The following is a 13,360-nucleotide window of genomic DNA, read 5'->3' on the forward strand; positions in this document are numbered from 1 at the left end:
ACGCCGTCATGGTTCGTCCATCACCATGTTGCGCAGCTGCCCGACGCGCTCGATGCTCACCTCACACACATCACCGGCCTTCATGTACACCGGTGGCTGACGCGCATAACCCACGCCAGACGGCGTGCCCATCACGATCACATCGCCCGCATCGAGCGTCATCGCTTCGCTGATGATCGCAATGGTCTGTGCCACACCGAAGATCATGTCGCTGGTCGATGCATGCTGCATCACCTCGCCGTTGAGGCGCGTTTCCAGCAGCAGCCCTGTAGCACCCGGCGGCAGTTCGTCCGCGGTAACCACCCAGGGACCGAAGGCGCCGGTGCCATCGAAATTCTTGCCCACGGTCCATTGCGGCGTGCGCAGCTGGTAGTCGCGTATCGAACCATCGTTGAACACCGTGTAGCCGAACACGTGATCGAGCGCATCGCGTTCGGCGATATGCCGCCCACCGCGCCCGAGCACGAGCGCCAACTCGCCTTCGTAATCGAAGCTGCTGGAAACGCGCGGACGCACCAGCGGTTGCCCGTGGCCGATCAGGCTCGACGCAAAACGCGCAAACAGCGTGGGATAGTCCGGCGATTGAAACTCAAACTCGCGTGCGTGATCGCGATAATTGAGCCCGAGGCAAATGATCTTGCCCGGACGCGCACACGGCGGCAGATACGCGATCGGCGCGAGATCGACTGCATCACCTGAGCGAAGATCCGCCACGGCACTCGCCCGTTGCATCGGCGTCATGCGCGCCAGCGAAGCAACATCGCCGGGGTACAGCGCATCACCTTCGAACCGCGCGCGGAAGCCCTCCCCCGCATCGACCGCCGTACCCACGCGCTCGCCCCGTTGGAAACGCAAGAATCGCATATCGGTTCTCCGGTAGACCTGTCGATCACAGGCACAACACGTCGATACTCGCGGCAGCTTACTACGCCATGCCTTACGGATCGGCCTGCCACCCGGCAGCCTTGGTGAGCACTTCAATACGCACAACCATCCATGGCATCGTGAAGAGAAGGGGACGACGCCAAAGGCACATCCGGTAGCGCGCCATGCCATGCGAAGGCATGAGCTACGTATCGATGACGCTTGCCGCGCCCGCAACGAAGGAACGTGCATTGGCTGCCTGCTTTTCTGCGTATCAGTACCTCACTGTCGGAGCCCATCGGCTTGCGTACCGCACGGCGGGTGACGCATCAGGCAAGCCCGTGATGTTGATCCACGCGTTCGCCAGCCAGTCCGGTAGCTGGGAGGCCGTTGCAAAAGCGCTGGCCGACGAAGGCTTTCGGATCGTTGCGCCCGATCTTCGCGGCCACGGGCGCAGTGCGCGAACTTCCACCTATGCGCTATCGGAGTTCGAGCAGGATCTCGTTGCCCTGCTCGATGCGCTCGACCTTCATGACGTCAGTCTGGTCGGCCATTCGCTTGGCGGGCATCTGGCGCTGCGGCTTGCCGCATATCAGCCCGGGCGCATTCGCAAGCTGGTGCTCGAAGCGGCTCCCGTACCTCCGCGCGACGCCGCAGAGGCGGCAGGCATAGCCGCATCACGCCCGGGCCCTGCATGGCGGCATTCGCTAAAGCTGTTGGGCATGGGCCGCCTGGTGCGTCTGCTGTTGTTGAGGCAGTTCGACCCGCGCGCGGCGCTCACCGTGCCCCGCGAGTTGCGAACGCCCATGCCGGCGTGGTGGAACCGCCTCGCCACCCTGTCATCGCCCTGCCTGCTGCTGGCCAGCCAGAACGATGGCGCCGTCACGCAACGGCTGTCGCTATTGTCGAGCCACTTGCCCCACGCAACCGCGCACCACGTCGGCAGCGGGCATCGGCTGCACGGCGAACATACCGAAGCCTTCCTGGCGGCCGTTCTCCCTTTCTTATCCGCTTAGATCGTTTCAACCCGCAGCCGCACTCGCTTTCATTTCTGTTTGCCACTTATGCTGCGTTGTCATACCCAAGCGGTATGTTGAAACGCCTCTGCCTTACCCATTCCGGAGCAGATCACTTTGAGCACACCCTCTTCGACCGGCAGCCTGGCCTGCGTTGGCATTGGCATCACCCTGGGGTCGCACATCACGCCGTTGGCGCGCAGTCACATCGAGAAAGCGGACGTGGTATTCGCCGCGGTTTCCGACGGCGTGGTCGAGCTATGGCTCAAGGAGATGCACCCGGACGTGCGCAGCCTTCAGCCGCTCTATGCCGAGGGCAAGCACCGCATGGAGACCTACCGCGGGATGGTCGACGCCATGCTTACCGAAGTGCGCGCAGGCAAGCGGGTGTGCGGTGTGTTCTACGGTCACCCCGGCATATTCGCCTGGGCGCCCCATCGCGCCATCAAGGTGGCCCGCGAGGAAGGCTATCCGGCGCACATGGAGCCGGGCATCTCCTCCGAAGATTGTCTGTATGCCGATCTTGGGATCGATCCAGGTGCGGCCGGCTGCCTACACTTCGAAACCACCCAGTTCATGGTCTATCGGCGAAATGTCGATCCCAGCGCCTGGCTGATTCTCTGGCAGGTGGGCCTGGCGGGAGAGCAAACTGGCCACCGCTTTGCCACCGGCCCGGCGTACCGTCAGGTGTTGGTGGACGTGCTGGCTCGTGACTATCCGGCCGACCACGAGGTCATCATCTATTGCGCGGCTACCCTGCCCTTTCAGTCGCCGCGCATGGAGCGCATTCCGCTGTCGCAGTTGCCCCTGGCCGACCTGACAGCGGCAGAAACCCTCGCTGTGCCGCCGGCGCGCAAGCTCGAGGCCGACTCGGAAATTCAGGCACGTTTGACGGCGCTGGACCTGGTTCCAGCCTAGGGTTGGACCTCTCGCCCCTCAGGTGGGCACTCGCTATCACCAAGGCCCATATGGATATGAATGCCTTCTCCCAGTACTCCCCGGGGAGCGGGGAAACGGCAGTCAGGGGAGCTGTGTCGCCCAACAGACCAACGGAGAAACCGAACTATGCCGAGCATTATCAAGTTTCTGGAACGACTGGGTACCGACGCGCAGCTGCGCCACGCCTCGCAGGAAGAGCTTGCGAAGGCACTGGAAGAGTCGCAGGTAGACGCGGCTCTGGGCGCAGCCATCATTGCGCACAGCACGAGCGCCGATGAACTTTATGCCTTGCTGGGCCTGAGGCCCATGTTCCATACCCAGGAAAATCCGGGGCCGTGGCCATTGCCGCCGGGCGTTGCGGGCGACGTTGTAGAAAAGGAGAAACAGAAGGCCAGTCCTGCAGAGCAGGCAGCCCTCTAACCTCGCCCAGGTAGTGTGGAGGGGGTCCCCCCTCCACTTTCGGCAATAGCCTGGCCCGCCCCAACCCGGCACTCAAGGTCTCGCCCTTTGCTGCTCAGCTTCTTGCGCCGAAGCGACCTTCAAAGGCCATACGAAAGTGTCTTGTAGACATTTTTGACCGCGAAGGGCGATATGATCGCCTTCTCCCAGCACTCCCCGGGGAGAGGGGAACGGCAAGTCAGGGGGGGTGTTGTCTTTCTTTCAAGACCATCAGGGGAACACAAGCCATGTCGAGCGTCATCGAGTTTTTGGAGCGCCTGGGTACCGACGCGCAACTGCGTCATGCACCGCAAGAGGACCTTGCGCGGGCATTGGAAGATTCACAGGTCGACGCCGCTCTCGGCGCCGCCATCATTGCCCGTAGCACCGATGATCTTTACGCCCTGCTGGACGTAAGGCCCATGTTCAAGACCATCGAGAATCCTGGCCGAGAAGGCGAAGAGGAAGAAGAAGAGGGCGATGGCGAGGAAGGCGAGGAGCAAAGCGCTCTGAACGCACCTGTGGTGGGCCGACGCGCCGCCATCGCGCCCGTCTGAGCAGGCCCGTGCTCCGGCTTGGCACAACGAGTCGGAAGTGGCTAGGGAGCCTCATCGCTCTCGTGGGTATCTGTGCGGGCATGGCCGTAAACGCCATGCCCGCCAACGAAACGCCCGAGCAATTGCTTGAGCGCGCATCCAGCATCAAAACTTCGGACCACGACGGGTTCCTACGGATACTCACGCAGCTCCACCAGATGGAGAGCAACCTGCCGCAGGACCAGCAATGGTCTCTGCGCATTCTCGATGCATGGCAGGCGGATTTCGAAGGAAACGATTCGCAGGCCATTCCCGCGCTGCGGATGATCGCCGACCAGGCATCCAGCCCCGCATTGCGCCTGCGGGCGCTTGCTATGATGGTCAACATCTTCGGGTTTACGCATCACTACGAAGAGGCCTTCATCCAGTTCAACCGCCTGACCGAGCTGCTGCCTCAGGTCTCGGACAAGGGCGCGCGTTATGCAGCCCTGGGTGAAGCGGCCCAACTGCTCATCTTCTCGCACCACTACAAGCAGGCTCTCGAGTACGCCGATCAAATGCTGGAGAACGTACCGCCGGGCAAGAACGCCTGCCACGCGGCGCGTTACCGGCTGCAGGCATTGGTCCATGGCGGCGATGCACAGCTGACGCCAAGCCAGTTCCAGGAGGGCATCGACCTGTGCATGCAGGACAACGATTTGATTTATGCCAACGCCATGCGCGAAGACATGGCGGCATTCCTCCTGCAAAAGAACCGTGCCGCCGAGGCCATCCGGATCGTGCAGGAACACTACGCCGAGGTGCGCGATTACAACTTTCCCTCCCAAATGCAGTACTCCAACCTGCTTTTGGCGCAAGGCTATTTCAGCCAGGGGGATCTTCCCGCCGCGCGCAAATTTGCGCTCGCAAGCATCGAGAACAATGTAGAGAGCTCCTATAGTGAACTGCTGAGCAAAGCTTTCGAGCTGCTGTACCGGATCGAGAGCCGGCTTGGTCACACCGCCGACGCACTGGCCTTCCACGAAAAGTACATGACGGCAGACAAGGGCTACCTCAGCGAGGTAACCGCAGGTGCGCTGGCCTACGAGACGGTCAAGCAGCAGGTGCAGGCGCAGAAGAGTCAGGTCGACACGCTCAATCGCCAGAACCAGATCCTGCAGCTGCAACGCCAGCTCGACCATAAAGCCATGGAAACCAGCCGGGCATACATTACTTTGCTGCTGACCGTACTCGCCTCCATCGCGTTCTGGCTGATGCGCACCAAGCGCTCGCAATTGCGCTTCAAGCGGCTGGCCACACAAGACAGCCTCACCCGCATCTGCAGCCGGCAGCATTTCGTCGATGAAGCTGAAATCGTGCTGCGGCAAGCGGCGCGATCCACCCGCAGCGTTTGCCTGATGCTGATGGATCTGGACCACTTCAAGCAGGTCAACGACACGCACGGCCACCTGATCGGCGACCTCGTGCTCAAGCGTGCCGTGGATGCCTGTCAGCAGCACCTGGGCCGCTGCGATATTTTCGGGCGCCTCGGTGGTGAAGAGTTTGCCGTGCTGATGCCCGACTGCACGGCACGCGAGGCGCGGGATCGTGCCGAGCGGCTTCGCCAGGCGATTGCCGCTACGCCCATCTGGGGCGAGACGCGTCACGTGGTGATTTCGGCGAGCTTCGGCGTGGCCTCGACGGACCGCAGCGGCTACGAGCTGCGCCAGCTGATGATCGATGCCGACAACGCGCTATACCAGGCCAAGCGCGATGGGCGTAATCGCGTGATCTACAGTGGTCGTGGCGACGTCGTCCCGCCTGCTGATGGCGCGTCCGCACAGGCTACGGAAGAAGATGGTGTTGCGGACGTACCGCACTACCCGGAGTCCGCTCGCTAATCGCCCTGCGGCGTGGGGGAGCGATCCAGCGCCGACGCATTCGCCTGCACCACCCGCGCGGGCAGCAGCCCCACCCAGCCATTGGCCAGCTTCACCACGTTCTCGGTACCTGCCGGTGCTGCGCCACGGCCGGAGTACGTCAGCAGCACACCATCGGGATGCTGTTGCGCCCATGCAGCGGGATCGGCAGCTTCGGGCAAAGGTTCCGGCAGGCGGGCGAGGAAGGTCACCAACCCGGGCTCGCCTTGCGTACGCGCCATGGGCACGCCCTGCGCATGCAACTGAGCCACGCGCTGCGCAATGTCCCGCACGTCCAGCGAGCCCAGCACCTGCAGGCGTACCAGTGGCAGCAAGGCCAGCGCGAGCAGCAGCGCGACGGTCCCCGCTCTACGCTCAATGCGGATATCGCGGCCACTCAACGCGAGATACGCACAAGCCACGATCAGCATCACGCTGCTCAGGCCATACAGCCACAGCTCAGTACTGCGCTGCATGACGCCACGCCCCAACGGCTCGTGGCCCAACATGGCCCACAGCAGTACGCCTGCAACGACGGCCACCAGCACCCATAGCCGGCGAATGGCCAGCAAGGCGGCATCGCTTCTCACCCAGGCACCGAGCAGCACCGCCACACCCGGCAGCAGGGGCAACAGGTAGTGCGGCTGCTTACCGCTGACAAAACAGAACGCAACAAAAGCCGGTACGGAGGCGCACAAACCAAAACGCGCGGCGCGCGAAGTGCGCCAGACGCCCGCCGCCGCACCGATGCGGCGCCAGCGCAACACTAGCGGCCAGGGCAACAGCAGCACCGGCACCAACGGCAGGTACCACCAGACCGGGCGATTGTGCGCGAAGCTCTTCACCATGCGACCGGCGGTCTGGCGCAACAACAGGTTCTGCGCGTCGGCAGCGCTCAGCGTATGCACGGCACCCCAGGCCCAGGCCAGTACCGGCAGTGCGCCCAACAACACCACCAGCATCATCACGCCGACGCGGCGCCACGAGACGCGCGGCGCACCGGCCGACCACCACGGCGCCGCCAACAGCGGTGCCGCCAGATGCAACAGCATCACCGGTCCCTTGGCGAGCAAACCGAGCGCGGATGCAACGAAGAGCAGACCCAGTGCGCCGCGCCGCCCTTCCTGCACGTAACTGACGATGGCGAGAAAGCCCATCAGCACGCACGCGCACAACAGCACGTCGAACATCACCACGCCGGTGTACAGATCCAGAAAGATCAGGCCCAGCAGCATCCACGCGGCCTGCCCCGAGGCATCCGGCGCGAGACGGCGCTCCACGCGTTCGCACAACGCCACGCAGGCGACGCCGCAAAGCATCACCAGCACGCGGGACGACCACAGCGACATGCCCAGCACACTCCAGCTGGCGTTCAACAGCCAGAACAGCAGCGGCGGCTTGTCGAAGTAAGGCATGCCATTCAGATGCAGCGTCACCCAGCTACCGGTCTGACGCATTTCCCAGGCGATGCTCAGGTAGCGCGTTTCGTCGATGGGAACCGGCGGCAATACGGCCAGCAACGGCAACAACAACAGCAGCCAGAGTGCCGGTGGAATGTGCAGCTGACCGTCGCGGCGGAACCAGGCGTTCATGTCGATATCTTGGGGTAATGGGCTGATCGGGGCGTGTGGACGATGACACAGTCACTGCCCTGCGTCCCGGCTGGAGCCGGGTCGCAGGGCAAGCACGCTATGTTAACCGGCGGCTGCCCGATGGCCATCGGGGTGACGCACGTGCCCCTGCACCAGTCCGATCAGGGTCGGCATCACCAGCAAGACCAGTGGGTACTGCAGGGTCAGGCCGGCAATGATGGCGATGGCCAACGGCTGCTGGATGCCCGCGCCCGCGCCCAGCGCCAATGCCAGCGGCAACAGGGTGAGGATGGCCGCCAGCGTGGTCATGGTGATCGGCCGCAGTCGGTCGCGGCTGGCCACGAGCAAGGCCTTCTCAGGCGGCATGACCCGGGCCAGCGACACGTACTCGGACACGTAGAAGATGGCCATTTCCGTGCCCATGCCAATGATCATGGTCATGCCCATCATGGCGGTGATGTTGAGGTCCACGCCGCACAGCCACAGCGCAATGAACACCGCCGTGGCGGAGAACAGCGAGCAACCCATCACGATGACGGCGAGGCCGGGCCGGCCGTACAGGAACAGCAACAGCACAAACTCCGCCACCAACGCCATCAGAAACACTTTGCTGAGGCCAAGGAAGGCGATCTGCTGTTGCTGGTACAAACCACCCAGCTCGTAGCGCATATCGGCATCGAGCATGCCCGGTTTCGCCAGCAGCTTCTTCACGTCGGCCACCGCCGCACCCATGCCACGGCCTTCGATGCGCGCGGTGACCGCCACCATCTGCTGCAGGTTTTCGCGGGAGATCTGCGGCTGCCCGTTCTCGGTGGTGATGGTGGCCACGCGGCTCAGCGGAAACACATGGCCGTCCGGCGCGCGGATCGGCAGCTCCTGCAATTGCGGCAGTCGCCACTGCATGGAGTCGGGCATGCGCACACGCACGCCGACACTCTTGGTGGCCTGCGGCAACTGCGTGGCCACTACGCCTTGCAGCGCGGTGTTCACCGCCTGCGTGACGGTAGCCACGGTCATGCCTTCAAGCGTGGCCTTGTCGGCATCCACCTGGATATTCAGCGCATCGCCCGCAAGCTGCACGCCGTCCTTGATTTCCACCACACCGGGAATATCCGCAATAGCCTTGGCCACTTTTTGCGCCTGCGGCACCAGCTGACGCGGATCGGCGGCATACAGCTTGATTTCGATGGGCTGCGGCACGGCGGTCAGGTCGCCGATCAGATCCTCCATCAGCTGGGCCAGCTCGACTTCCACGCCGGGCACGTCATGCTCGATATGCGCGCGCACGTCGCTCATCACCTCTTCCGTGGCGCGCTCGTGGTTTGGCTTGAGGCGCACGAAGAAGTCACCGTGATACGACTGGCCCAGGTCGCCACCCAGACCCGTACCGAGACGGCGGGAGAACGTATCCACCTCGGGCATGGCATGCAGGATCGCTTCCACCTGCGCGATCTGGCGCGCTGTCTCCGGCAGCGAGGTGCCGGGTTTGGTGTAGTAGTCCATCACGAAGCCGCTTTCATCCACCGAAGGCATGAAACCGGTGGCTACGCGCGTATAAGCCACGCCACCCAGAATCAACAAGGGAATGACCACCACCAGCAACCACGCCGGCCGACGTGCCAGACCGTCATACAGACGTCCATGCACGCGCGACAGCCATTTCTCATGATCCAGCCCGGGATCGTGCCAGTGGCGAAAATTCACCCAGCGGCGCAACAGCGGCGGCACCACAAACGCCGCGACCAGCCACGACACCGCGAGTGCGCTGGCCATGGTGATGGAGAGCGCCTTGGAGAACGCACCCGTCACACCGCTCAACAGCCCGAGCGGCACGAAGACGATCAACGTGGCGAGGCTCGAACCCGTAAGCGGCTGCAGAAACTCGCGCGCCGCCGGCAGCACGGCCTCGGCGCCGCCGCCCTCTTCCGCACCGGCACGGCGTGCCACGTGCTCCACCATCACGATCACATCGTCGATCACCAGACCGACCGCAGCAGCGATGCCGCCCAGCGTCATGATGTTGAAGCTCATGCCGAACACTTGCAGCATCAGTGCGGTGATCGCCAGCGTGAGCGGCACCACCAGCATGGCGATCAGCGTAACGCGCAGATTACGCAGGAACAGCAGCAGCACCGCCGCCGCCAGCACCAGACCAATCAGTACCGCATCGCGCACGCTGTGCGCGGACTCCACTACCAACTCGCTCTGGTCGTACCAGTTTTTCAGTTTGACGCCGACCGACAGACGGTAGCCCGCGAGTTTCTCGCGCACCTGAGCGGCGATCTGTACCGCGTTGCCATCGGGTTGCTCGTAAACATTGAACAACACGGCAGGCTTGCCGTCTTCGCTTACCTTGACCCACTGAGGCACATAGCCATCGTGCACGGTGGCCACATCGGACAAACGTACCCATCCATGTGGATCGTTTTTCACGACAATCTGACGGATCGCATCGAGCCGCTTCAGCGAGTGATCGGCCACCACCAGATAGAGCTGATTGCGATCCTGCAGACGTCCCACGGCTTCCAGCTGGTTGGCACCGGCTACCGCGCTCACCAGATCGTCCATGCTCAGGCCGTATTGCGTGAGCTTGTGGGGATCGGCTTCGACCTGCACTTCGGCGGTCTCGCCGCCCTGCACATCGACACGTGCCAGGCCCTCCACCGACGCCAGCAACGGCACGATCTGGTACTGCGCCAGATCGCGCAGCGCCACCGGTGACATGGTGTCTGACTGCAGCGCATAGGAGATGATCGGAAAGACCGTGGGGTCCATGCGCCGCACGTTGTACGAAGCGCCCGCCGGCAGGCTGGGCAACACGCGCGCGATGGCCGAATCCACCTGCAGGGTGGACGCGATCATGTCGCGGCCCCAGCCGAAGTCGACCGAGATCTGCGCCGAACCGCGCGTGGTTTCCGAACGCACGTTCGCGACGCCAGGTACCGTGCGGATGGCTTCTTCCACCGGGCGCGTCAGCAGCAATGCGGTCTGGTCGGCGGGGCGGTCGCCCGCATCCAGATCCACCACGACACGCGGAAACGACACCTGCGGGAACAGACCCACCGGCAAGGTAAACGAACTGGCCAACCCCGCCAGCGCGAGCGCGAACGCCACAATAACGATGGCACGCGCGTGCCTCGCGAGAAACGACGGCATACTCATGGCTTGTTATCCGCCGCCTCTGCCGCGGTGCGCACCGCCATGCCGTCATCGAGCTGGGTCGCGCCCTCGGTCACCAGCGGATGCTTCGCGTCCAGCTTGCCGCTGGCGACGCTGATGCTGTCGGACTCGCCCAACACTTTCACCGGCACGCGCACGGCTTTGCCGTCGGCTACCTGGAATACGTAACGATCCGACTCATCACCCTGCAGCGCGTCGCGCGGCAACAACCAGCCCTGCCATTGGCCCACGATGATTTCCGCGCGGAAACCTTCGCCGTTCACCAGCGGGCCGTCAGGCACCAATTCCACATCCAGCTGATGCGTATGAGGATTGAGCGCCCGCGCCACGCGGCGCACCGTGCCATGCATCGGCGCACTGCCATCCAGCGGCACCAGGCTGACTTTGGCACCCACCTGCACGCGTCCCATCGCTGCACGCTCGATACCGCCCGTCACCACCAGGCCATCACCACGCTGGATGGAAAGCAGCGGCGCGCCGGGTTGCAATACATCGCCCTGCGCAGCATCGACGGTAACCACCGTGCCATCAAATGGCGCGGTGATGTCCATGCTGGCGCTGCGGCCTTGCTGCTGCACCAACGCATCTAGATTGCTCTGCGCATCCTTCAGCGCTTTTTCCGCCTGTTCCATCTGGTCGCGCGTCGCCAACTGTTCCGACAGCAACTGTGCGGTATGAGCACGCTGCGCCTCGGCCACTTTCTGCGCGCTCACGGCCTGCTCGTACGCAGCCACCGCGGAAGGCGCCAGCGCAAACGTCAGCAGCGACTGGCCGCGTTTCACCGAAGCACCGGCCGTCACGTTCCAGCGCATGACGCGCCCAGAGGCCTGCACGTTCAACACCTGCGCTGCATCGGCAGCCGGGCCGGCGGTGCCATACGCCACCACCGTTTCGGGCAGGCTGCCCTGCTGCGGCGCGACGGTGGTAACGGCGGCGCTCACGGCGTTCTCCTCCGGCGCTTCGCCGCTCGAGCACGCCGCCAGAGCCAGCGCGGCCAACGCAGCAACAATCCATGGCAGTCGGAACATCATGGCGCAATCACATCCTGGTCAAGTGAAGTGGGCATATCGCGGCCTACCAGCAGGTCCAATGCGGCCTGCTGTTCCAACATGGCCTGCTCGGTGGCGATCAAAGCCATCTGGCGATTGATCGCGGCGACCTGCAGGTCGGCATGCGTACGCAAATCGATCAAACCGTTTTGCGAGGCACGCTGTGCCTGCGCGGCGACATGTTGCGCATCGTCGGCGGCCGGCAGCATGGCCTGTCGTTGCGTATCGAGCTGCGCGTATTGCGTCAGCAACGCATCGACTTCGTCGCGCGAGGTGGCGAGGCGCGTGGTGTATTCCTGATGCAACTGATCGCGCGAAGCGCTGGCGATACCAACATTGCCCTGGTTGCGATCGAAGATGGGTAGCGAGAACTGCACCGCGGGGCCGCCATTGCGCACGCGGCTGTTGTCCTGCGATGCGTTGTAACCGATCGACAACGGCGGGAACTGCGCCAGCACCGCCGCGCGAAGGCTGGCATCCTGCGCGCGATAGCCAAGCTGCAGCGCCACCATGTCGGGGCGGCGGCGACTGATCGTGTCGGCCTGCTCGCGTATCGATGCCGCATCAAGGTTGGCGGGCGGCAGCGGCGAGGCCAGCGGCACCACCACATCGGGCTTCAGGCCCATCAATGCCGCCAGCTGTTGCTGCGAATCCAGGCGGCGGCGCTGCAGATCGTTGAGCGTTGCGCGCGCATCCGCGGCGGCGGCAAGGTCAGGCGCGGCCGTGACACGTTCCACGTTGCCTGCGCCCACGGCGCTGATGATGCGCGACTCACGCTGCGCCAGCACATCCAGCGCCTGCTGTTGCAGAGCCATCTGACGATCGATCTGCACCAGATCGATTACCAGCAGGCGCGCCTTGCCCAGCGTTTGCCATTGCTCCCACAACAGTCCCGCATCGACCTCGTCCGCGGCTGCCTTGGCGGCCTCGCGGCGTGGCTTGAGAGTAATCAGCGAGGTGATGTCCTGGCTGATGGACGCCGTCCAGGCAGTGGCGTCGCCCACACCCGACAGCAGGTAACCGGCACTGGCACCCACCACTGGATTGGGCAGCACGGTGTCCTGCCGGCGCTGGGCCTGAGCCAGCTCGTGGCGGGCGCGCTGGGTCTTCAGATCCGGGTTGTTGAGCAGCACCAGCCGCTCGACCGCCGCCATATCGAGCGGTTGCACCGCGGCGTCATAACCGCGCAGCTGCGACAGCGATGACGCCGACGACGCCTGCTCGGGCAAGGGCTTGGCGTGATACGTAGCGCAGCCGGCAAGGCAGGCGCCGATCAGCACGATCGCGGCCCGGCTGATACGCGCGGGCTTTCTGTAAGTACGCATGGCAGACACTGGTAGCACCGACAGTCCGTACACGGTGGGGGAGTGCACACGCTAGCGGAACTGGCTTAGCGTTAACTTTGTGGAGGTGTTGCGCTGGTTTGTAGGCCTTTGACTCCCTCTCCCCTGCGGGGAGAGGGTTGGGGCAGGCGTGAGGCTTGCACGCTCTTAGCTCCCTCTCCCCGCCGGGGAGAGGGTTGGGGTGAGGGGCGGGTGCTCGCGGTGATGTTTCTATCCCTCACCTTATGTTCTTTCGCTCCTTTTGACGTTCCCGCGACCTGGCTCGCCTGCGGCGGGCTTCCGACCTCCTGCCGGAGGCCGGGTCACTTCTCTTTGCGTGGCCAAAGAGAAGTAACCAAGAGAAAGGCCACCCCGATGGCGCGCCCTTCGGGTGCGCGTGCGGGTTACGGGGTTTTTCGACAGGGCTTCCTGCCCTGACGAAAAACTGGCCGGCATCCATGCCGGCCACCCTGCGGGCTATTCCTCCACCCGCCCGCCGCGCCATAGGGGCCCGGAGGTCAAGAGC

At 64.0% G+C, this 13,360-nt stretch carries 10 protein-coding genes; 5 read left to right on the top strand and 5 right to left on the bottom strand.

The window, feature by feature from the left end; genetic code table 11:
* Positions 1-6: 6 nt before the first annotated feature.
* Positions 7-864 carry a fumarylacetoacetate hydrolase family protein gene (locus OQE56_RS14330; protein ID WP_267225318.1) on the bottom strand — a complete coding sequence of 286 codons (858 nt, stop codon included), beginning with the start codon at positions 862-864 and terminating at the stop codon, positions 7-9.
* Positions 865-1,064: 200 nt separating this feature from the next.
* On the opposite strand from OQE56_RS14330, the gene OQE56_RS14335 reads away from it, so the two are divergent.
* From OQE56_RS14335 to OQE56_RS14355, 5 genes are all read left to right on the top strand, one after another.
* Positions 1,065-1,880 (top strand): alpha/beta fold hydrolase, encoded by an 816-nt coding sequence (locus tag OQE56_RS14335; protein WP_267225319.1) that lies wholly within the window; start codon positions 1,065-1,067, stop codon positions 1,878-1,880.
* A gap of 117 nt (positions 1,881-1,997) precedes the next feature.
* Positions 1,998-2,798 carry an SAM-dependent methyltransferase gene (locus OQE56_RS14340; protein ID WP_267225320.1) on the top strand — a complete coding sequence of 267 codons (801 nt, stop codon included), beginning with the start codon at positions 1,998-2,000 and terminating at the stop codon, positions 2,796-2,798.
* Positions 2,799-2,945: 147 nt separating this feature from the next.
* The gene (locus tag OQE56_RS14345; protein WP_267225321.1) at positions 2,946-3,239 is read left to right on the top strand and encodes a hypothetical protein; all 294 of its coding nucleotides are present in this window, start codon (positions 2,946-2,948) and stop codon (positions 3,237-3,239) included.
* 266 nt (positions 3,240-3,505) lie between these two features.
* Positions 3,506-3,814, top strand: coding sequence for a hypothetical protein (locus OQE56_RS14350; RefSeq protein ID WP_267225322.1), 309 nt, complete (start codon positions 3,506-3,508; stop codon positions 3,812-3,814).
* 95 nt (positions 3,815-3,909) lie between these two features.
* Positions 3,910-5,673 (top strand): sensor domain-containing diguanylate cyclase, encoded by a 1,764-nt coding sequence (locus OQE56_RS14355; RefSeq protein WP_267225323.1) that lies wholly within the window; start codon positions 3,910-3,912, stop codon positions 5,671-5,673.
* On the opposite strand, the gene OQE56_RS14360 is transcribed toward OQE56_RS14355, so the two are convergent.
* The 4 genes from OQE56_RS14360 to OQE56_RS14375 all read right to left on the bottom strand — a co-directional run bounded on the left by OQE56_RS14360 (position 5,670) and on the right by OQE56_RS14375 (position 12,837).
* Positions 5,670-7,283 carry an ArnT family glycosyltransferase gene (locus OQE56_RS14360; RefSeq protein WP_267225324.1) on the bottom strand — a complete coding sequence of 538 codons (1,614 nt, stop codon included), beginning with the start codon at positions 7,281-7,283 and terminating at the stop codon, positions 5,670-5,672. The two genes, OQE56_RS14355 and OQE56_RS14360, sit on opposite strands and share 4 nt — an antisense overlap.
* A 102-nt stretch (positions 7,284-7,385) precedes the next feature.
* A complete protein-coding gene (locus OQE56_RS14365; RefSeq protein WP_267225325.1) occupies positions 7,386-10,445 on the bottom strand; it encodes an efflux RND transporter permease subunit in 3,060 nt (1,019 codons plus the stop codon).
* Entirely contained in the window at positions 10,442-11,494 is a 1,053-nt protein-coding gene (locus tag OQE56_RS14370) for an efflux RND transporter periplasmic adaptor subunit (protein ID WP_267225326.1), read from the bottom strand. Before OQE56_RS14370 ends, OQE56_RS14365 begins: the two co-directional genes overlap by 4 nt.
* Complete coding sequence (locus OQE56_RS14375) at positions 11,491-12,837, bottom strand: TolC family protein (RefSeq protein WP_267225327.1); 1,347 nt, start codon at positions 12,835-12,837, stop codon at positions 11,491-11,493. Before OQE56_RS14375 ends, OQE56_RS14370 begins: the two co-directional genes overlap by 4 nt.
* Positions 12,838-13,360: the final 523 nt, after the last annotated feature.

Origin of the sequence: Dyella silvae (assembly GCF_026421305.1) — a bacterium.
Classification (GTDB): domain Bacteria; phylum Pseudomonadota; class Gammaproteobacteria; order Xanthomonadales; family Rhodanobacteraceae; genus Dyella; species Dyella silvae.